General features: G+C 61.3%; 14 protein-coding genes. 6 read left to right on the top strand and 8 right to left on the bottom strand.

The genetic code is table 11. The features are described 5' to 3' along the window. Positions 1 to 7,302: 7,302 nt before the first annotated feature. From J7I79_RS19900 to rpmH, 8 genes are all read right to left on the bottom strand, one after another. Complete coding sequence (locus tag J7I79_RS19900; protein ID WP_214956240.1) at positions 7,303 to 8,571, bottom strand: ParB/RepB/Spo0J family partition protein; 1,269 nt, start codon at positions 8,569 to 8,571, stop codon at positions 7,303 to 7,305. Between the two features lie 65 nt (positions 8,572 to 8,636). After that, entirely contained in the window at positions 8,637 to 9,704 is a 1,068-nt protein-coding gene (locus tag J7I79_RS19905) for a ParA family protein (protein ID WP_311380618.1), read from the bottom strand. Positions 9,705 to 9,791: 87 nt separating this feature from the next. After that, positions 9,792 to 10,442, bottom strand: coding sequence for a 16S rRNA (guanine(527)-N(7))-methyltransferase RsmG (gene rsmG, locus J7I79_RS19910; RefSeq protein ID WP_104174605.1), 651 nt, complete (start codon positions 10,440 to 10,442; stop codon positions 9,792 to 9,794). Positions 10,443 to 10,461: 19 nt separating this feature from the next. Then, positions 10,462 to 11,028, bottom strand: coding sequence for a R3H domain-containing nucleic acid-binding protein (locus J7I79_RS19915; RefSeq protein ID WP_214956242.1), 567 nt, complete (start codon positions 11,026 to 11,028; stop codon positions 10,462 to 10,464). Then, positions 11,028 to 12,008, bottom strand: a complete 981-nt coding sequence (gene yidC, locus J7I79_RS19920; protein ID WP_214956244.1) for a membrane protein insertase YidC — start codon at positions 12,006 to 12,008, stop codon at positions 11,028 to 11,030. Before yidC ends, J7I79_RS19915 begins: the two co-directional genes overlap by 1 nt. A gap of 16 nt (positions 12,009 to 12,024) precedes the next feature. Next, positions 12,025 to 12,420, bottom strand: coding sequence for a membrane protein insertion efficiency factor YidD (yidD, locus tag J7I79_RS19925; protein WP_214956246.1), 396 nt, complete (start codon positions 12,418 to 12,420; stop codon positions 12,025 to 12,027). Beyond that, entirely contained in the window at positions 12,413 to 12,823 is a 411-nt protein-coding gene (gene rnpA / locus J7I79_RS19930; protein WP_214956248.1) for a ribonuclease P protein component, read from the bottom strand. Before rnpA ends, yidD begins: the two co-directional genes overlap by 8 nt. Before the next feature lie 42 nt (positions 12,824 to 12,865). Then, entirely contained in the window at positions 12,866 to 13,003 is a 138-nt protein-coding gene (gene rpmH / locus J7I79_RS19935) for a 50S ribosomal protein L34 (RefSeq protein ID WP_003800212.1), read from the bottom strand. 469 nt (positions 13,004 to 13,472) lie between these two features. Between rpmH and dnaA the strand changes: the two genes are divergently transcribed. The 6 genes from dnaA to gyrB all read left to right on the top strand — a co-directional run bounded on the left by dnaA (position 13,473) and on the right by gyrB (position 21,843). Next, positions 13,473 to 14,894: a chromosomal replication initiator protein DnaA gene (gene dnaA, locus J7I79_RS19940; protein ID WP_209741811.1), complete on the top strand. Its 1,422-nt coding sequence runs from the start codon at positions 13,473 to 13,475 to the stop codon at positions 14,892 to 14,894. Positions 14,895 to 15,430: 536 nt separating this feature from the next. Then, positions 15,431 to 16,555: a DNA polymerase III subunit beta gene (gene dnaN, locus J7I79_RS19945; protein WP_214956250.1), complete on the top strand. Its 1,125-nt coding sequence runs from the start codon at positions 15,431 to 15,433 to the stop codon at positions 16,553 to 16,555. Positions 16,556 to 16,662: 107 nt separating this feature from the next. Further along, positions 16,663 to 17,547 (top strand): phosphogluconate dehydrogenase (NAD(+)-dependent, decarboxylating), encoded by an 885-nt coding sequence (gene gnd / locus J7I79_RS19950; RefSeq protein ID WP_214956252.1) that lies wholly within the window; start codon positions 16,663 to 16,665, stop codon positions 17,545 to 17,547. 36 nt (positions 17,548 to 17,583) lie between these two features. Then, positions 17,584 to 18,789, top strand: a complete 1,206-nt coding sequence (gene recF, locus J7I79_RS19955; protein WP_214956254.1) for a DNA replication/repair protein RecF — start codon at positions 17,584 to 17,586, stop codon at positions 18,787 to 18,789. Beyond that, positions 18,786 to 19,340 (top strand): DUF721 domain-containing protein, encoded by a 555-nt coding sequence (locus J7I79_RS19960; protein ID WP_214956256.1) that lies wholly within the window; start codon positions 18,786 to 18,788, stop codon positions 19,338 to 19,340. The genes recF and J7I79_RS19960 overlap by 4 nt, the downstream gene beginning before the upstream one ends. A 412-nt stretch (positions 19,341 to 19,752) precedes the next feature. Further along, positions 19,753 to 21,843 (top strand): DNA topoisomerase (ATP-hydrolyzing) subunit B, encoded by a 2,091-nt coding sequence (gene gyrB / locus J7I79_RS19965; protein WP_214956257.1) that lies wholly within the window; start codon positions 19,753 to 19,755, stop codon positions 21,841 to 21,843. Positions 21,844 to 21,859 lie beyond the last annotated feature (16 nt).

Raw genomic sequence — 21,859 nt, forward strand, 5'->3', positions numbered from 1 at the left:
TCGCACGAACCATCCATCCAGCATCGAACATCCAAAGCCGAATATTTAGCAGACACGCCCTAGAGCGGACCAAGCGCCGCGAACGAAGTGCCGCCCGGAATTTAGGGTAGGCCGCGGGCGTCCAGTCGCAGAAACGGTGGCCATCACTCATCAGGGTGATGGCCACCGTTTTTGGTTTCTTGGGCGATGTCCCGGTGGGTTTGGAAGTACGCGATTGAGATGCAAGTAGCCGCTTGGTGGGAATCAAGGCTTGAGGCGTGAGTGGCCCGAGTGGGCAACTGGGGGAGCGCTCAGAGAGCCCCAACCTCAACGCTGGTGAGTTGTTTCAAACGGTGCTTTTCTTCAGAACGGCCACAGGCCGACGCTACGATTTTGCCCTTACGTGGGGGCACTGCAACCCGTCCGGATACGGTCCCGGGGGTACCAGCACCCAAAGAAGTGGATCTAACGGCAACTGTTTTACGTGAAACGCTCCGACCTACATGCGTGAAGGCCGATCGGGTCGGAGCCGAACGGGCGGCCCCAAAGAGGTGCGCGCTGGCGAAGAAGGGAATGACGCCGCAGTCTCGGTCATCAGTTTCTGAATGACGATGTTTCACGTGAAACACAAAACTGGGGGAATGGCATTCCTAGTCTGGGGCGCCTTGAGTCCCACGACTTCACGGCGCCCTCCTTTCGGTTGCCGACGTCCTATGCACGCCGCGCCAGGTGCCCTAACCAGTAACGTTCAACCCTTGCTGATTTCGGAAGGAAAGCCCGCATCCCGGGCCCCGGAGTCTCCGCTCTGGAACATCCAAGTCCCGAACGGCATGTCGTTGGCCCCTACCCCGGACCCACGGAGGGCGTCTCCGCTGGGCCCGTCATGAATCCAAAGGGCCGCAGCTAGGGGATGGGCGTGCGCAGAAGTCGCCATAGCGTCCGTTTTAGCTGCACCTCCAAAGCGCCTCCGAGTTGATTTCCACCGGCGGCGATTTCGACTTGATCCACTGCGTCCTCTCCGAAGCTTTATCGCCGGCGAGGTTCAAGCCGGTGGCCACTACCGAAGTGCAGAACACAGCTTCCAGAATGCGGTGCACGTCAAGAGGCCAGGGAGTCCAAGAGATCAACGATCATCGTGCGGCGGAGGGCATAGGACACCATTCGCCGACGCGCATGGGATTCTTGTCGACTTCAAATACCAGGAGAACGTGGCAAATGAGCCACTATTGTGTGCTGATAAGTTGTTCCGTGGTCGTTTCGATTGGTGCAGATGCCCTCATGAGTCTCCACTTGAACCCAAAATCGCTCGCTCTCCGCAGCTAATCGGACGGCCTCCGCCGGACCAGCTGCCTTCTGCCATTCCGGGATTCACCTCTGCATCATCGCAGCCCGGCCGCCGCACGCTCGGAACTTGGAACAGGGCCGGTGGCCAAAATCTTGAAAATCGAACCTTGCAGGGACTTGATGCGCATTGGGGACGCGTCATGCAAGAGGGGTGGTGCCCGACGGCGATCCGCCATTCGTCCCGATCAGGTCAAACGTGGAATCACCACCTGGGGTGACCGAACGTTTCACGTGAAACATGCGCGACGCCGGGCGGTTCCGAAGCTCAATCACATCCCAGTGTGAACCACCAGGCGGCCAAACCCATTGCCACCTCAAGGCCCAGGGGGTTCGCGCTTCAAAGCGCACCATGGGGAAACACCGGTGCTCAGCCCTGCTGAAGGGGAGCAGAGGGAGTTGCGGAGCAAATCCAAGGCTCGCCGTTGCCCGGACATACCTGAATCCCTACGCCTCGAGGGTGAATTTCGCGGTACCGCCGCTTATCCCGCCATTGCGCTACTCCAGTCCAGAGGGCAATTCGATGACAATTTGAGCCCACGGACTTCGAGTGTGCATTTGTTGGCTGCGCCGGGAAGGGCACTCAGCCCGCTACAGGGATCCAGCTGAAATGGATATTGCACAGCCGGCTATTCCCGCCAGGGACTGAACCGACCTGAACGGAGGGTCCTCCGATCGGCGGCTCCGTGAAAATGGTCCCTGTTTTGGCAACTACTACCGGACCATATATTCGGTCCGTACCGCAGGGCTAATGCAGCCCCTAAACGGACCAGGAGCACTCGACCGATTGCTATTGCAACGGCCATTAGCAATGGCGCATAGTCCAATTGGCGCTGGAGGTCATGTATTGCAGCTTCCAGGGGTGTATCGAAATGCTCCGGACTTTGAACCGTCATCCCAGACGGGTGTCGACAACTCGGCGGACCCAATAATGTTTCACGTGAAACGGGGCACCAATTGCCTGAGGGGACCGTTCAATCCATCACCGCGCATTCCTGCGGGGCACCTCGCCAGTACGAACGCAGGGTTCCCGAACATACGCAGAAGGAATAGGGCCATCGGGTGCAGGGGCTTCTTCAACCAATGTTGTGGGCTGCGGGCTAAGGCAATGTGCGCGGCGCCCACTGCGCCAAAGCCACGCGGACGAGGTGGGCCTGGGGGCATGGGAGACGGAAGGTCTGACTATGTTTCACGTGAAACACGGATTCCGTCTGCGCTTAGTAACCGATCTGACTTTCACGGCACCGTCTAGGGGACCCTCGGAGTTCGACGGAAGGGACTAGCCACAGGGGCACATCACGGCCCAAGTGGCTACTTGCGGCAACGCCCCGGCAGTACGGAACAGTGATCCGGCTGATCCGCGAAACAAGGCACGCTATACGCTTCCAATGTCCGGCAACGGAAGCAACCGTCCTCAATCATCCAGCTACCTGCTGCATCATTCGAGCCTGTGGTAGATCGGCAGTCAGTCCGACTAGCAACCAGAGCCAGGCTGTGTACGCCCAACGACAAGTTGCGCGTGCAAAATCCAGTGTCCAAGGAAGTCCTCTTTCGAACCACCACGTGCGTGAACCGCCATGTACAGGGAACACCGGTTGCTGCTGCGCGAAAATCTGGTCTGTCCATAGTGGTGCAAGTGGTTCCAGTCTGGTGGCACAGCGGCCCTTCACCGCTTCTTCTCATGGGGCGCAACCACACGCTCACGTTGTTGCCGCCACTACACACCCGGCCTTGTGCGTTGCTAGGGATCTCTGCGGAGGCGTGTAGGAGGCACGCCGACAGATCGGCGCACTGACTCCAACAGCCCATGGCTCAGACTGCAACGGAACCTCCATGACTCCGGGACCATCGATGTTCACCGCGATCCGCCGGCTGCCCCGAACTCGCCGCATCGAGCTGCATGCATTCCGACCCGGGCGTCCTGATCCAGCCGCTCCGCTCCTGCCACACTGAAAATGAATCCCGACGGAGCGCCATGCGCCGGCGTTTCGGCCAGCGCCCACCCTGGCCGGATACATTGAGCCGGCAACCATACTGACTGCACGCAAAGTCTCCCGTTGCAGCCTCCCAACCACACGTGCATGGTTCCACCGCGAGTACTGGCCAGGCAGATCATCCGGACGGTGTACGGCGCCCCCGTGGACTAGCCGCAAAAAAACTGAGTGTCGATGCGTAGCCGGGGACCGCTAACACGGGATCCGGGCACCAGACTGCAGAACGCCTCTCAGAGCGGACGACTCTGTTGCCCGGCCAAACCTGCCCTTCGGACCTGACCCGAGCTGGAGCTTGAGCGCTGCACGTGGCGCATGCACCCAGCGGTGTCTTAGTCGCGTGTCCACTTTGGGCGGGGGTGAGAAGGAGCATCTCATGGATCCCGTGCGCCACTGGCCGCTGACAGACACGATTCCTACCAGAGGCTCGCCACGTGCCACACCTTCATCCTCATCGCCCGTGCATGGGGTGCGGGTCGGGTGACGAGCCCGGAGGTCTCCATCATTTCGGCCATCCAGACTGGCCACAAGGCCTTCAGCTGACCATTCGATGCCAATTATCAGGCACCAGCTGGGACGATATCGGACCAGGGAGCCCTCTCTTTCTGCGGTGTTCCCGAGGCGATCACACGACCGCTTTCACCGTGATGCGCCTGTCGGGCGCACAGCGGAACATCATCCGCTTCACCGCGGAGCACTCCTGGAACCAGCTTTTCCACAGTCCTGAATCACTTCTCCACAGACGATATCCACAAGCTTATCCACAGGCCCGCCGGCGGAGTGCCCATTGTGACTCTCGACATATCCGACTCGCTTCTCGGTCGGTCCCCGCGTGTGGCGCGAGTCACTTAAAGCGACGGTTGTGAAGCGTACTGATTAGTCATAGGGATGGGCCGCAAAAGACGTTAAAAACGGGCGATATCGGCTGGAATTGCTGCATTTGGGTGCTGCTTCGCCTCGAACGGAACGGCGAGCGATGTTTCACGTGAAACACACAAGGCGACGACGCAAAAACGGGCTTGGGCCTGCCGACGTTTCGCCCGCGTAAGACCTGAGTGAGAGCGTTTCATCCCGGCTCTATCCACAAAGTTATCCACAGGGATATCCACCACGTTATGCACCTCGTTATGAGCCGGTGTGTCCGCTCCGTCTGGTCTTGAGCAAGGGATTTGGAGGCCTTCACGCGCCACCCCAAAGGTACGAGAAGACTCCGCGCCGCATGACCAGAGACCTCAATGCCAGCGCGAGAGCACACATTGGACTCCTTGTTGTCGCCTCTTCCTGGGTTCAACGGCGTCGCGCTCAAACGATAGTGACGTGGGGATGCCCAGAGGTTCTGCTACGCCGGCGCCCCCATTGGCAGACCGCCGGACCGTGGAGGCAATTCGAAAGGAACGACACATCCGGATCGGCGGTCAACGAGCAGAGTCGACACGCAGACCCCGCGAAGGCGCGGCCTCGCAATACGCAAAGTTGGGCCACCGGCAGCAGGACACGAAATTACATTCAATGCTTTCCAGGCACCACACGCCGCGGGGATCCAAGCAACGGTTCAAGACCAGGATCACTCGCGTCGCTATGGGAAGGAAGGTCCAGGCGGTTCGATGCGAAACGAGGAACTCCCCATGAAGTCCTATGACACTCCCATTGAGTGGACTGCCAAGACTAGTGATCCATCGAATTCGCACTCAGGCGACAATCCAGCGGGGGAGACTGGCAACTCGACGTGAGGATGGCTGGAGTTGGCCGAGGCTTTCGATAGAGAATCTGCGGAGCCCCTAGGGTTAGCCCGGTCGGTCGGATTCGAGTCGCTTCAGCGAATACTCGAAGCTAGCGGCACATTGCCCTGCCAGGCATCACATCGAGGGTCACATCAGTGGTCGGGGACGCGGTTCAGGACGAACAGGGATTCGAGAAGAACTGCGGCGGCTTCAAGTGCTTCTGACCGTCGGTCTGTCGGCGGTTTCGCAGCCGCTGCACCCGGGGGAGCCCAGGGCATCCTAGCGTCGTGGGGCAATGGGCTATGGGGGCTCAATGGAGCAGTGTCCTTCATGGCTATCCTCCACGGAATTGCAGGGCCATCTCCGTCCACGGCTGATTAAATATGACTACTTGCTCGAACCATCATGTCCCACGTTTCACGTGAAACATGCTGGTTCGATCACCATCCCCGAAACTCACCTAATAGATCCCGAGTCGCGCCACAGTCGATTCGCGGCGTCGGATCGGTCGCGGCTTCTGAACACCGGGCGCCTTCGCTGACGACTGACCCGCCGCCATAGGGAGCCATAGTTGATGTCGTAGCGAGCTGTGGCCCATGAGGTACCGAGCGTAGCGGCGCCATCGCCGTCGACCACGGGCCGACCAGCCAATACACGTCCCCGACATGAGGAAGCCGACCCGTCCATAATGCGACTACGACGTTTCACGTGGAACATCTCGGATCCATGCGCCATCATCACCCGTCCCCTCTCCTCACTCTTTGACCGTACAACCTCGTCATGCATTCTGGGCATGCCCCAAGGTCAAGTCGAGTTGCCGATGAACGGGCGGCACGAAAATGCACGTCGCCGATTCCAACAGGCTCCTCTGCCGCAGACTGGAGTTCATAGCAAGGAGCCATCTGATCACCGCCGCAACTACCAAACAGCGCGGCCCGCATGGAAAGTACTCCTTCGGCGCTGACAGCAACCAACCACCTGCCCGCAAGGCTTGCTGTTGCACCCCAAACAGGGGCTAAAGCACACCACCAAGAGTCCTACGGACACAGGGACCAGCCTTCTGGAGGGCGGGAATGCTGGCGATGGTCACGACATCGATATAGACAGACCACTGTTTGCTGAATTGACCACGTCACGGCCTACCCGCCGAGGTTCTCGGCGGGGAAGACATCCGCATCTGGACCCTCCTGCATGTGCCGGCAAAACTCCTGATGAAGCGTGGCAGTAGTCCCTGGCCCTATCCATTTGCGCCCCGTTCAAAGACATGGCGGCATTGACACACCCAGCACTGGCGCTCCACAGCCTCCGGAATCCGCGAGTGCGCCAGTTGCCATGCCTCATCATCGCCAGATGCCATGCTTATCATCCTCGTACCCAGCGCACCCGCCACTAAACAGCCGTGGTCACCACGTTTCACGTGAAACATCACGGCATTTCAAACTGCGCAGCCCAAGAAACTGGGAAGACACATCAGGCTAAACGGGGGAGCCCAGAGGCAGACTCCCAGTCCTCACCACCCAGATCGAACCATTGTGTCGGCTGACGCCTGGCCAACAAACGCAAGCGGGCGCCCAAAACTCAACGCATAACTGGCCGCCTCCGTAACTCGAACGGCCCTCCCAGCATTCTCCGGAGCGCCGCTCCGACTCAGCTCTCTGTATGGATCGAAAGACCGCGGCTGAGGGAATTGGATTGAATACCGCAGCAAAGGGAGCCAGCCCTCCAGATCGAACGGGCACGCCTCCTACGGAAGCGTGCAGTGAAGGTCGTGCTTAGCACCATTCTTTAAGGCCGGAAACCTGCCGAGAAGGGGAGACAAAAGGTTCCCCCGCAATTTCCAGCTCAAAAGTCGTCCAATATAGGTGCTTCCGAACAGCTTTGGGCCCTGCGTGACGCTCTGGACGCGCCGTTCGCGGCTAGGGGGCCCGCTGTATCTGCGAACAGCGGACCGAGGTTCACGGGGGCCCAGAATGCCTCAGAGAGCACTCCAGCAGCCCCGCAGAGCCCCATTCAGCCGCCCGCGCCAGGGCGCTTGGGTCGGAAAGCAGGGCGTCCCAGCCAAACCCGGAGCATCGCCGGATGCTCGCGCCAAACTAGTAGCGCCCACGGGTCGTGGCCCGCACAAGCGGCATCGCTTCCCACTGAATGTGCAGCCACGACAGCAGCAGTTCACAACTGCCCTGGCCCGACTTGAGGAGCAACGCCGCCTCAAAGGACAAACGAAAAGGGCCTGTTTCACGTGAAACAGGCCCTACTCCTTTGGTGCAGTCTTAGTTCTCGGAACCAGGTGACAGAACTTCCATGATCCGGTTCAGATCTTCCACGCTGGCGAACTCGATGCTCACACGCCCTTTCCTGGCGCCGAGGGAGATCTTGACGTTGGTGTCCAGCCGGTCGGAAAGCGACGATGCGAGGTAATCCAAGCGTTCGTGGCGTGCGCCCGGGCGGGGAACGTTGTTCTTAGTGGGTTCCGCCGGGCTCTGGTAAAGAGTGACAGCTTCCTCGGTTGCACGAACCGACATTCCCTCTGCGACGATCTTCTGCGCCAGGCGTTCCATCGCTGCCGCATCAGGAAGGGCAAGTAGGGCCCGTGCATGGCCCGCAGACAAAACACTGGCAGCGACGCGGCGCTGGACCAGCGGCGGCAGCTTGAGGAGACGGAGTGTATTTGAGACCTGGGGACGCGAGCGGCCAATGCGGTCGGCAAGCTGCTCGTGCGTCGTGCCGAAGTCCTCGAGCAGCTGCTGGTAGGCAGCGGCTTCTTCGAGGGGGTTCAGCTGGCTGCGGTGAAGGTTTTCAAGGAGTGCATCCCGAAGAAGGTCGTCATCCGTGGTGTCCCTGACGATTGCTGGGATGGTTTCGAGCCCTGCGGCCTGTACTGCACGCCAGCGACGTTCACCCATAACGAGCTCAAACGGTTCGCCACCTTCTTCGGTTGAAGTGCGGACCACAATTGGCTGGAGGACGCCTATTTCGCGGACGGAGTGAATAAGCTCCGCCATGTCGTCCTCATCGAAGACGGAACGGGGCTGCTTCCGGTTCGGATGAATGTCACCGACCGGGATTTCAGCAAACCGCACGCCGGGAACCTCCACCAGCTCCGGACCGTCATCGGTGGCTGACGCCGGGGTAGAACCGGCCTCATTCTGTGCAGCCGTATCAGCTGCGGGCTGCTTTGCGGCACCGGACCTGGCAACAGCCTTCCGGACAGGAGCCTTCGTGTCAGGAGACGGCGCGCCATTAGCCGGGCTCTTGGTTGCAGCCGAACCGGAAGCATCCGCAGCCTTCGTTGAAGCTGCCTTGTCTTCAGAAGTCTTTTCAGCCGGAGATTTCTCGGAGCTCGGCTTTTCTGGCGCCGAAGCAGCTGCGTCCTCTTCAATGAGAACGCTGGCGGCCGTCGTCGGCTTCTTCCTGGCTTCCGGGAAAAACAGGTCAACAGGGCGTGAAGGCGCTGCGCCGTTACCCGAAGCGTTAGCCGGAGCGGAACTTGGAATGAGTGCGCCAAGACCACGACCGAGGCCGCGTCGCTTATCGCTCATGGATAAATCCCTCCAATGGAAGAGCCCGGCAGACCCGGCTCTGGCTAGTGCAATTGTTGAAAATTCTAACGTTCAGCGATTTCCGCTGCGGCTTCCAAGTAGGAGAGTGCACCGCTGGAGGACGGATCGTAGGTCATCACAGTCTGCTGGTAACTGGGTGCCTCCGAGATCCTGACGGACCGCGGAACCACTGCACCCAGGACCTGGTCAGGGAAGTGCTGACGGACTTCGGCAGCCACCTGTGCTGCAAGGTTCGTGCGGCCGTCGTACATGGTGAGGAGAATCGTCGAAACAACCAGGTCCGCGTTGAGGTGCTTCTGGATCATTTCGATGTTCTTCAGGAGCTGGCTGAGGCCTTCCAGTGCGTAGTACTCACACTGGATAGGGATCAGGACCTCGCCGGCGGCGCAGAAGGCGTTGACGGTGAGAAGGCCAAGGCTCGGCGGGCAGTCGATGAAGATGTAATCAAGACGCGCCTCGCCTGCCTTCTCGCGTTCCTTGGCGTATACGTCAATCGCACGCCGGAGCCGCTGCTCCCTGGCAACGAGGGAGACGAGTTCGATTTCCGCACCGGCCAGGTGGATAGTGGCGGGGGCACAAATCAGGTTGGCTATGTCCGGGCACGGAGCCACAACATCCTTGAGGGGCAAATCGTTGATCAGGACATCATAGATGCTGTCCACATCCGCATGGTGCTCTATCCCGAGGGCCGTGGAGGCATTGCCCTGGGGATCAATGTCAATGACAAGGACATTCAGTCCCGCAGCCGCGAGGGCAGCGGCGATGTTCACCGTGGTGGTGGTCTTGCCAACGCCGCCCTTCTGGTTTGAAACCGTGAAGACGCGGGTTTTCTCAGGCTTGGGAAGCTGCCGGCCGATCAAACGTTCACGGCGTTTGTTCTCATGCGCGAGGTCGCGGGCGATGGGGCTCGAGTCGTCGATGGAGTCCATGATGTTCCCGCTGACCGAGTTCGCAGTTTCACGTGAAACTGCGGTCGACTTGGAGCGGTTTGTAACCGAATTCAGATGATTCCACGAGTCACTCTGCGCGATTGAGGGCGCAACAATGGCCCGTGCGGACCCCAGGGACACAAACGGTGGTATCCGCTGTGTGGAGGCTTCGCTACTGGTCACTGTGACACACTCACTCTCATTCGGCTTTTTCTGCCGTTCACTAGCCTAACCGCTTCCCCCTAAAGTCCTGTGGCACCGGGCCAGCGGCTAGGCAATCTTTTGCTTCTTATTAACGATGATTCGGACCACAGTGGTGGGTTCCTCCAGGAGGTCCTCGCCGACTACTACGACGGATGTCTGCACGCCACCGAGCTTCCGGATGGCTTTGGCAGCCTTCTCGATTTCCTCGCCGGCACTGCGTCCCTTGATGGCCACGACCTCGCCCTTGCCCGCAAGCAGGGGGATGGTCAGACCGGCCAGGTTCGACAACGCGGACACTGCCCGGGCCGTGACGACATCGGCGTTCACCATACCCACAGCCAGTTCGGCGCGGGTGCGCATCACGGTGACGTTGGTCAGCCCAAGATCGTCCACGACTTCCTGCAGCCAGATCACCCGGCGTTCCAGCGGCTCGATCAGCGTCAGTTCCAGGTCGGGACGGGCAATTGCCAAGCACAAGCCCGGCAGCCCGGCACCGCTCCCAACGTCAGCGACGTGGCTGCCCGAAGCGATTTCCCGCTCAATGACGGCACAGTTCAGTACGTGCCGGCTCCAGAGCCGGGGAATTTCGCGGGGGCCGATGAGTCCCCGCTCGGTCCCGGATGTTGCCAGGTGCTCCACATAGCGCTTCGCAAGTTCCAGGCGATCACCGAAGATCGCCTCGGCTGCCTTCAGCTCCGCGGCAGTGATGTCAACCATTGTCAGCGTCCCGGCGTCTTCAGTCTGCGGAGACAACGATGTGCCTCCCGGCACCTTCGCCTTCGGATTCGCTGACGAAACCAAGATCGGCCACAGCGTCGTGAACGATCTTCCGCTCGTAAGCGCTCATCGGCTCCAGCGCCACAGCGTTTCCGGATTCCTTGACGGAGGCCACGGCGTCCTCTGCGATCTTCTGCAGGTGGCCGGCGCGCTCCTGCCGGTATCCGTTGATGTCCAGCACCAGCCGGGACCGGTTTTCGGTGGCTGAGAGTACGGCAAGGCGGGTCAGCTCCTGCAGGGCTTCCAGCACTTCACCGTCACGGCCGACGAGGCTGTCCAACCCTGAGGACTCTTCCTCGGCCACGATGGAAATGTAGGTCCGTCCATTCCGGACCTCGATGTCGATGTCGCCGTCAATGTCGGCGATGTCCAGCAGCTCTTCAAGATAGTCGGCCGCGACGTCGCCTTCCTCTTCCAGCCGGCTCGCGGAAGAACCCTTGCCCGAATCCTGGCTCTCGTCCCGGGCGTCGTCCTGGTCTTCAATGGCCTCGCCGGTAACGGCGTTTTCGGTGCTATCGACAGACATTACTTCTTCTTCCTGTTCTTACGTTGTGGCTGGATGCGCTGGCCCTTGGCCTCGGCGATGGCGGCTGCCGCGGCGGCTTCAGCCTCGACGTCGACCTTCTTGCCTCCCAGGATGGGCAGGACCGGAAGGCCCTTGGCGGCGCGTCGCTCGGCGAGGGCCTTGGCGGCCGGGGATCCCGGCGTCGGCATGCGGCGGATGACGAAGAACTGCTGTGCCATGGTCCAGAGGTTGGTGGTGGTCCAGTAGATCAGCACACCGATGGGGAAGTTGATGCCACCCACACCGAACACAAGGGGCAGGATGTAGAGCATCATTTTCTGCTGGCGCATGAACGGGCTGGCCATGGCCTCTTCGGACATGTTCTTGGCCATGATCTGCTTCTGCGTGATGAACTGCGATGCCGTCATCGCCAGGATCATCACAATGGAGAGGATCCACACCGCCACAACATTGCCGCCGGGGGGCGTGCCATGAAGCAGCGTGGCGGACAACGGCGCGCCGAAGATGCTCGACTGATCGAACTGGACCACCTGTTCGTGGCTCATGGCGCCGATGCCCTTGCCAGCCTGGGCACTCGTGGTGATGCCGGAGAGCACCTGGAACAGCGCAAAGAAGAACGGCATCTGGATCAGCATGGGCAGGCAGGCAGAGAACGGGTTGGTCCCGTGCTTCTTGTACATGGCCATCTGTTCCTGCGCCATGGCCTGGCGGGAGAGCTGGTCGGTCTTGCCCTTGTACTTCTCCTGCAGCTTCTTGAGGTCCGGCTGCAGGAGCTGCATGCCGCGCTGGGCCTTGATCTGCTTGACGAACACAGGGATCAGAGCGGCACGGATCACCAGCACAAGCCCGATGATGGACAGCGTCCACGTCCAGCCGTTGGCAGCCGGCAGGCCAATGGTGCTCAGGCCCTCGTGGAAGCCCACCATGATGATGGAAACCAGCCACTTGAACGGAAACATGATTGTTTCAAAGAAGTCCATACGATATCCCTATTCGTCAGGCCGCAGTGCGGCCTTCTCCATCAGACTGTGCAGCCAGGTACTTGTCCGGGTTGTTCAGTACAACAATTGTGGGGGTCCGGTGTTCGGGCCAGTGGCGGTGGCCGGCGGGGACGTGGTCCACACCGCCGGCGTTCCAGGGATGGCAGCGCGCCAGGCGCCGGGCCGCGAGCCAGCTTCCTTTCACGGCGCCATGCACCGTGATTGCTTCGAGGGCGTACGCCGAGCACGAAGGAAAGAAGCGGCAGACCTGGCCGTACAAGGGCGAAATCACCTTGCGGTAGGCCATCAGCAGCAGGATAAGTAAGTTGCGGGGCAGGTTCCAGAGCGTCTTGCCCATGAGGAGCGCTGCTGGTTTGAGGGAACGGACGACGGCGGCAATGGCGTTACGCACGCGGTGTCCCTTCCTGTGTTGGTTCCCGTGAAACCGCTGACGCGGCCCGAGGAAGGCGGCCGCCCAGCCGTTTCATGGTCGTTTCCAGAGCGGCGTTGTAATCTGCCAGCAGTTGGTCCCAGCTGGCAGCCGCGGCCGCAGGCAGTGCCCGGACCACAATGGCGAACCCGGTACCGTAATCCTGCAACGACAAAGCGCCGGCTTCCCTCAGTCTCCTCTTAACGAGGTTCCTGACAACAGCGTTCCCAACACTCTTGGAAACGATGAATCCGATCCGGCTTGGTTCGTCAGCAGCAATAGCTACCGTATATAACACTACGTTCCGGCGTCCATTGCGGACGCCGGAACGTACAGTTGTTGAAAAATCGGTTGATGTCCTTAGACGGTTCCTGGTGGCTAGCACCGTTAAACTCGCAAAGGGATGTATACCGACGAGTCAGTGTATTTAGGCCGACAGTTCGGTGCGGCCCTTGCCACGACGGGCTGCCAGGATGGCACGGCCGGCACGGGTACGCATACGAAGGCGGAAGCCGTGCTTCTTGGCTCGACGGCGGTTATTCGGCTGAAAAGTCCGCTTGCTCACGTTAGTTACTCCAGTGGATCAAAGGTGCGCCCACCCGATCAAAAAAGGGGAAGAACTGGCCGACGCTAAGTTTTGTATGTGCACACGCTGCCCTCGGCTCGTAGGACGCAGAACGTCAGAGAGATTCAAATGAGGTCGAAAAGCGGACACAAAGGACTTCACAACGTTAGGCCAAAAAGCCTGCCCTAGTCAAACCGGGCCAGGGTTCACTGCCCTGCACCCGCTGTGGTTAACCTCTGCCCACAGCCTGTGGATGAAGTGGCTCACAGGGCACGTTTTCGAACCACAACGGTGTAATTATCCACAAGGCTCTACCCAGCTATCTTCTATGCTTTTGATCCCCTAGAGTGGCTCAGTAGCCGATTATCCACGCTCTGTGCATAACCCTGTGGATATAAGCCGGAACCACCCCTGGTTCAGGACTTGTGGCTGCAGGTAATGCAGGCAAGCAAGTTTGAGGAACTGATTGATGACAGTAGACGAAGCCAACCACGCGAATACTGTCGGAAGTTCCTGGCGGCGGGTTGTGAGCCTTCTGGAGCAGGACCACCGGGTTTCACCCCGGCAGCGCGGCTTCGTAATCCTCGCCCAGGCGCAGGGACTGATCGGGTCCACCCTCCTGGTGGCGGTGCCCAACGAACTTACCCGCGAAGTCCTGCAGACCCAGGTCAAGGAAGCCCTCGACGACGCCCTCCACAACGTCTTCTCCGACGACATCCGCTGCGCCATCGACGTCGACACCGATCTGGTGCCCCTCCACACGGAGCCGGAACCCGCCGTCGAACTTTCCCTCGCGACCGACCCCACCGTGGAACTGAAGCCGCAGCCCATGCTGCCGAGCACTTCCCACGAATTCGGCCGACTCAACCCGAAGTACGTGTTCGACACGTTCGTGATCGGTTCCTCGAACCGGTTCGCGCATGCAGCCGCCGTCGCCGTCGCCGAGGCGCCGGCCAAGGCCTACAACCCGCTGTTCATCTACGGTGATTCCGGACTGGGCAAGACCCACCTGTTGCACGCGATCGGGCACTACGCCCGCCGCCTCTACAGCGGCATCCGGGTCCGCTACGTGAACTCCGAAGAGTTCACCAACGACTTCATCAACTCCATCCGGGACGACGAGGGCACCAGCTTCAAGACCACGTACCGCAACGTGGATGTCCTGCTGATCGATGACATCCAGTTCCTGGCCGGCAAGGACCGCACGCTGGAGGAGTTCTTCCACACGTTCAACGCGCTCCACAACAACAACAAGCAGGTTGTCATCACGTCCGACCAGCCGCCCAAGCTGCTCGCAGGGTTCGAGGACAGGATGAAGTCCCGCTTCGAGTGGGGCCTGCTCACCGACATCCAGCCGCCGGAACTGGAAACCCGCATCGCGATCCTCCGCAAGAAGGCCCTCAGCGAAGGCCTCTCCGCACCGGACGACGCCCTCGAATACATCGCGTCCAAGATTTCCAGCAACATCCGCGAGCTCGAGGGCGCCCTGATCCGCGTCACCGCCTTCGCCAGCCTGAACCGTCAGCCCGTGGATGTCGCCCTCGCGGAAATGGTGCTCAAGGACCTCATCACGGACGACGGCGCCCAGGAGATCACCTCGGCGCAGATCCTGACCCAGACGGCCGACTACTTCAAGCTCAGCATGGAAGAGCTCTGCAGCAAGTCGCGGACCCGCACGCTGGTGACCGCACGCCAGATCGCCATGTACCTGTGCCGCGAGCTGACGGACATGTCGCTTCCCAAGATCGGGCAGGAGCTCGGCGGCCGCGATCACACCACCGTGATCCACGCAGACCGCAAGATCCGTGAACTGATGGCCGAGCGACGTGTGATCTACAACCAGGTTACGGAGCTGACCAACCGCATCAAGCAGCAGCAGCGGGATTCCTGAGCCTGGCTTCGACCCCGCATCCTTACCTTATTAACAGGGGCATGTGGATAAGCCTGTGGATAGTTAAGGGGACAACCGCGGTTAATGGGCTTAAAACCCTTAAGGCATCTGTGGATCAGCGAAACGGCCAAAAAAGTTGTCCCCATCCACACCCTGTTTAAAACCTGCTTCGCCCACAACGGATGAACAGGGCTTAACCGCGGAATCGTGCCGCGAAACAGGGTTATCCACAGTTTCCACAGCAGTTATTAACACTACTAATCCTAAAAAATTGAAATTCCCTCAAACAACAATCTCGTTCCCCGCCCCGCACAGCCTCGTGACCTCGGCCCGGAAGGACCAGCGTCCCTGCCGGGGATGGGGAAATCCTCAATGTTCCGGCTAAGCTGTCAGCAGCGCTCCCATCCTTGGGTCTGTTTGTGGTTCAGCAAGCGCGGACCATGCAGGTTCCGGTGTCCGGGGGCAAGGTTTTTTGGACTCCCTGAGGGAGTTCCCGTTGAAAAAATGGCAGCAGCAATGAAAGGCGGCACCCTTCCGTGAAGTTCAGAGTCGAACGGGACGTCCTGGCAGAAGCCGTCACATGGACCGCCCGGTCGTTGTCTCCGCGGCCGCCGGTTCCGGTGCTTTCCGGGCTCCTCCTCAAGGCCGAGTCCGGCACCGTGAGCCTCTCGAGTTTTGACTACGAAACCTCGGCCCGCCTCGAAATCCCGGCTGATATCAGCGTTGAAGGCACCATCCTGGTTTCCGGACGCCTCCTTGCGGACATCTGCCGCAGCCTGCCGTCTGCCCCCGTTGAGGTCGAAACTGACGGCAACAAAGTCACGCTCACCTGCCGCCGCAGCAGCTTCCACCTCGCCACTATGCCCGAGGCCGAATACCCTCCGCTGCCTGCGCTGCCCACCATCAGCGGAACGGTGCCGGGAGATTCCTTCGCCCAGGCCGTTTCCCAGGTGATCATCGCCGCCAGCAAGGACGACACGCTGCCGATCCTCACCGGTGTCCGCATGGAGATCGAGGACGACCTCATCACCCTGCTGGCGACCGACCGCTACCGCCTGGCCATGCGTGAAGTGCCCTGGAAGCCGGTCACTCCCGGCATCTCCACCAGCGCCCTGGTCAAAGCGAAAACCCTCAACGAAGTCGCCAAAACCCTCGGCAACAGCGGAGACATCAACCTCGCCCTGGCTGACGACGACAGCCGGCTGATCGGCTTCGAGAGCGGCGGACGCACCACCACGTCACTCCTGGTGGACGGCGACTACCCCAAGATCCGGTCGCTGTTCCCGGATGCCACGCCCATCCACGCCACCGTGCAGACCCAGGAACTGGTCGAAGCTGTCAGGCGCGTGTCCCTCGTTGCCGAACGCAACACCCCGGTCAGGCTGGCCTTCACCGAAGGCCAGCTCCACCTCGACGCCGGCACGGGCGAGGACGCCCAGGCGTCGGAGGAACTTGAAGCACAGCTGACCGGCGAAGAAATCACGGTTGCCTTCAACCCGCACTACCTCATTGAGGGCCTCAGCGTGATCGAAACCAAGTTCGTCCGGTTCTCCTTCACCACGGCCCCCAAGCCGGCCATGATCACGGCACAGGCCGACGCCGACGGCGAAGACCAGGACGACTACCGGTACCTGGTCATGCCGGTGCGCCTGCCCAACTAGGTAGCAGCTGATGTCGTTTTGGGCACCCAAAACGACACTTACTGCGACCCAGTTGGGTACATCACCGCGGCCCCACCACAACACCAGCGCAGAAAAGAGTTCCTACCGTGCATATTGGACTGATCGGCCTTGGCAAAATGGGTTTCAACATGCGCGAGAGGCTGCGCAAGGGCGGCATTGAAGTCACCGGCTTCGACCGCAACCCTGACGTTACCGACGTCGCGACAGTTGACGAGCTCATCGCGGCCGTTCCCGCGCCGCGCGTCATCTGGGTCATGGTCCCGGCAGGTGAAATCACCGATACCGTGATCACCGAGCTGGGTTCCAAGCTCGACGCCGGTGACCTGGTGATCGATGGCGGCAACTCCCGCTTCACCGAGGACCAGAAACACGGGGCCGCACTGGCTGAGCAGGGCATCCGCTTCGCCGACTGCGGTGTGTCCGGCGGCGTGTGGGGCCTGGAGAACGGCTACGGGCTCATGGCCGGCGGCGATGCCGCCGACATCGAACGGGCCATGCCCGCTTTTGATGCACTCCGTCCCGAAGGCGACCGGGCGGACAGCTTTGTCCACGTCGGCGGAATCGGTGCGGGCCACTACGCCAAGATGGTGCACAACGGCATTGAGTACGGCCTCATGCAGGCCTATGCCGAAGGATATGAACTCCTGGCTGCCAAGGACATCGTCACCGACCTGCCGGGAACATTCCGGGCCTGGCAGAAGGGCACGGTTGTTCGCTCCTGGCTGCTCGACCTCATGGTCAAGGCACTCGACGAGGATCCGGGCCTGGCCTCGATCGACGACTACGTCGAAGATTCCGGGGAAGGCCGCTGGACCGTCGAAGAGGCAATCGCCAACGCGGTTCCCGCGCCGGCCATCACAGCAGCCCTGTTTGCACGCTTCTCGTCCCGCGAGGACAACTCGCCGGCCATGAAGATGGTGTCCGCACTGCGGCATCAGTTCGGCGGGCATGCCACCCGTCCGGCCAAGTAGCGGCAGTCCGAGCAGTCCGGGAATCCTGAAGACGGCGTGTACCTAGAAAAGCTTTCGCTGACCGATTTTCGCAGCTATGCCCAGGTGGACCTCACCCTCGAGCCCGGGGTGACGGTGCTCGTGGGGTACAACGGCATCGGCAAAACCAACCTCATGGAGGCCATCGGTTACCTGGCCACCCTGAGCTCGCATCGGGTCAGTTCGGACGCTCCGCTGTTGCGCTTCGGAACCGAACGCGCCCTGATCCGGGCCAAGCTGGTCCGGGGTGAGCAGGCCACCGTCCTGGAGCTGGAAATCAACGCGAGCCGCGCCAACCGGGGGCGTATCAACCGCAGCAACCCCGTGCGTGCCCGCGACATCCTCGGCATCTGCCAGACAGTGCTGTTTGCGCCCGAAGACCTGGCTTTGGTCAAGGGCGATCCTTCCAACCGCCGGCGTTTCCTCGACGAGCTGCTGGTCAGCCTCATGCCCCGTCATTCCGCCACGCGAAGCGACTACGACCGCGTCCTCAAACAACGCAACGCCCTCCTGAAATCAGGCCGTGCCGGCAAATTCACCGCCGGCCACGAGGCAACCCTGGATGTTTGGGACCAACACATGGCACGGGCCGGCGCCGAACTGCTGCACGCCCGGCTGGAACTGGTGGAACGGCTCAGGCCCCACCTGAACAAGGCTTATGCGCAGTTGACCGACGGTTCCAAAGAGGCGGACGCCATTTACCGGTCCACGCTCCAGGACCTGCTGGACGACGACGGCGCCGGTACGGCTTACGCTGCCGAACCGTCCGCCGTCGGGCGCGTTGAGGACCTGCGGGTACTCTCCGTCGACGAGCTGACCGAACGCTATGTGCAGGCGTTTGCGGCGTCCCGCCGCAAGGAACTGGAGCGGGGCATTTCGCTCGTGGGGCCGCACCGTGACGATGTGGAACTCATCCTCGGCGAGGCACCGGCAAAAGGGTACGCATCGCACGGCGAAACGTGGTCCATGTGCCTTTCCCTGCGGCTGGCGTCCTACTACGTGATGCTGGACGATGCCAGCACTGGCGGGTCCGCGCCGATCCTCATTCTCGACGATGTGTTTGCCGAACTTGACGTCCAGCGGCGGCGTAAACTGGCGGCAATAGTATCCGGCGCCGAACAGGTGCTGGTGACTGCCGCCGTCGACGCCGATATTCCGGAGGAACTGACCGGGCGGCGGGTGAAGGTCATCCCGGGAGGAATCGATGAGTCGGAATCCCCATGAATAAGGACACCGGAGGTCTGCAGCCCGGCCGCGATCCCGACGACATCGATGCTCCCCAGGCCGCCCTCAACCGGATGCGCGAAGCGGCGGCCGCCCGGGGTGAAATCCGCCGCAAGCACCCGTTGCCCGCAAACGGAGCCAAAAAGCCGGGGCGCAGCGCGGGAACCCGCGGCTTCACCCAGTTCCACGGGACCGGCCGCGATCCACTTGGCCTGGGCAAGGTCGTGGGACGGTTGGTGGCAGAACGCGGCTGGACCTCCCCGGTTGCGGTCGGATCGGTCATGGCCGAATGGGGCACCCTGGTGGGTCCGGAGATCTCGGCGCACTGCACCCCGGAAAGCTTCACCGACACCACGCTCCACGTGCGGTGCGATTCCACGGCGTGGGCCACCCAGCTCCGTCTCCTCAGCTTCAGTCTCCTGGAGAAATTCCGCACGGAACTGGGTGATGGCGTTGTCACCAAAATCCAGGTCCTGGGACCGGCGGCGCCCAGCTGGCGGAAGGGCGGACGGACAGTCAACGGCCGCGGCCCCCGCGACACGTACGGATAGCGGAACGCCACGACCGCCGCTGCGATCCCGGCTGCTGACACTTCCGACTCTTGAAAAATGGCCAAACGGCGTGTAGGGCGCTCAAACTGCCCGGGGCCGTATAGGAACCCAGAGACCGGACCCCTGGAGCCTTGCAGGCGGAGCCAATGGCCTGCCAGCGCCACTTTCCTCCGCGTTTGCGGCCCTGGAATGCGGGATTCCGCCCGCCCACACGGTAGAATCGGGGTAGATAACTGGGCGCCGGTGAAACGTTGACTGAGTCCGTTTTCCGGCGCATTTCCTGCGGCCGGGGTACGGTTCCGCCAGTCACCGAAGTAATCGGCGTTATCAGTGACGTGCCTGTTGGCGGGAACCTCTTCTATCGGAGACGGTGACGGCCGGCCATACGAATACAGAGGAGTCGAAAGCGCCTGTGGCTAACGACAATGCAGATATCCCGGCAGTGGAACACGCAGCTGAGGATGCCCGTACAACTGATGCGCCGGCGGAGGCAGCCGAACGCAAAGGATACGGTGCCAGCGACATCACCGTCCTTGAAGGGCTTGAGGCTGTCCGCAAACGGCCCGGCATGTACATCGGTTCCACGGGACCCCGCGGCCTCCACCACCTGGTGTACGAAGTGGTGGACAACTCCGTAGATGAAGCCCTGGCCGGGTACTGCACCCACATCGAGATTGTTCTCCAGGCCGACGGCGGCGTCAAGGTGATTGACGACGGCCGAGGCATCCCCGTGGACATGCACCCCACGGAGCACAAGCCCACGGTTGAAGTTGTGATGACCATCCTGCACGCCGGCGGAAAGTTCGGCGGCGGCGGTTATGCCGTGTCCGGCGGCCTGCACGGCGTGGGCATTTCGGTGGTCAACGCCCTCTCCAGCCGGGTGGACACCGAAGTGCGGCGCCAGGGCCATGTCTGGCGGATGTCCTTCGCCGACGGCGGCAAGCCCCAGGGCGGCCTGGACCAGGGTGAAGAGACGGACCAGACCGGTACGACGCAGACCTTCTACCCGGATGCCAGCATCTTTGAGAGCACGGAATTCGAGTTCGAGACGCTCCGCGCCCGGTTCCAGCAGATGGCGTTCCTGAACAAGGGCCTGCGCATCACGCTGACGGACGAACGCAACGCCACACTTGAAAACTCCGAAGACGGAGACCTCGATCTCGACGCCGTCCCCACCGAGGGCGAAGTCGCCGCCGAATATAGGACGGTTGTCTACCAGTACGACGACGGCCTGCTGGACTACGTGAAGCACCTGAACTCCGGCAAGAAGGTTGACGTGGTCCACGAGGACGTCATCGCCTTCGAAACCGAGGACACGGAACGGAAAATCGCGCTGGAAATGGCGATGCAGTGGACCAACGCGTACTCCGAAAGCGTCCACACCTACGCCAACACCATCAACACGCATGAAGGCGGCACCCACGAAGAGGGCTTCCGCGCCGCGATGACGTCACTCATCAACCGCTATGCGCGCGAGAAGAACATCATCAAGGAAAAGGACGACAACCTCACGGGTGATGACATCCGTGAAGGGCTCACCGCCGTTATCTCCGTGAAGCTGGCCGAACCGCAGTTCGAAGGCCAGACCAAGACCAAGCTCGGCAACTCCGAGGTCAAGGGCTTCGTCCAGCGCGTCGTCACCGACGGCCTGGGCGACTGGCTGGAACGCAATCCCGGCCCAGCACGCGACGTGATCCGCAAGGCCATTTCAGCTGCCCAGGCCCGCATGGCTGCCCGCAAGGCCCGTGACAATGCCCGCCGCAAGAGCCCCCTCGAGTCCTTCGGCATGCCGGGCAAGCTGTCCGACTGCTCCTCCAAGGACCCGGCCAAGTGCGAGGTCTACATCGTGGAGGGTGACTCCGCCGGCGGCTCCGCCAAACGCGGACGCAACCCGGAAACGCAGGCCATCCTGCCCCTTCGCGGCAAGATCCTGAACGTGGAACGGGCACGCCTGGACAAGGCCCTCGGCAACAACGAGGTCCAGTCCATGATCACGGCCTTCGGTACCGGCATCGGCGAGGACTTCGACCTCAGCAAACTCCGGTATCACAAGATCGTGCTCATGGCCGATGCTGATGTTGACGGCCAGCACATCACCACGCTCCTGATGACACTTCTGTTCCGGTACATGCGACCGCTGATTGAAAACGGCTACGTGTACCTTGCCCAGCCGCCGCTGTACCGGATCAAGTGGTCCAATGCGCCGCACGACTACGTCTACAGTGACCGTGAACGCGACGCCCGGCTCGTGGCCGGCCAGGCCTCAGGGCGCCGCATTCCGAAGGACAACGGCATCCAGCGCTACAAGGGCCTCGGCGAGATGGACTACACGGAGTTGTGGGACACCACCATGGACCCGGACCACCGGACCCTCCTGCAGGTCACGATGGATGACGCCCTTGCGGCCGACCAGATCTTCACCGTGCTGATGGGTGAGGATGTTGAGTCCCGCCGAAACTTCATTCAGCAAAACGCCAAGGATGTCAGGTTCCTGGATATCTAAGAGCCCCACGGCCTTA

It is taken from the genome of Arthrobacter sp. ISL-69, from assembly GCF_018613775.1.
Taxonomy (GTDB): Bacteria; Actinomycetota; Actinomycetes; order Actinomycetales; family Micrococcaceae; genus Arthrobacter.

Excerpts from the sequence above, each read along its gene's own strand:
- J7I79_RS19960 (WP_214956256.1), top strand. The coding sequence starts at position 18,786 with ATGAATAAGGACACCGGAGGTCTGCAGCCCGGCCGCGATCCCGACGAC.
- dnaA (WP_209741811.1), top strand. The coding sequence starts at position 13,473 with ATGACAGTAGACGAAGCCAACCACGCGAATACTGTCGGAAGTTCCTGG.
- J7I79_RS19900 (WP_214956240.1), bottom strand. The coding sequence starts at position 8,571 with ATGAGCGATAAGCGACGCGGCCTCGGTCGTGGTCTTGGCGCACTCATT.
- J7I79_RS19915 (WP_214956242.1), bottom strand. The coding sequence starts at position 11,028 with ATGTCTGTCGATAGCACCGAAAACGCCGTTACCGGCGAGGCCATTGAA.
- yidC (WP_214956244.1), bottom strand. The coding sequence starts at position 12,008 with ATGGACTTCTTTGAAACAATCATGTTTCCGTTCAAGTGGCTGGTTTCC.
- rsmG (WP_104174605.1), bottom strand. The coding sequence starts at position 10,442 with ATGGTTGACATCACTGCCGCGGAGCTGAAGGCAGCCGAGGCGATCTTC.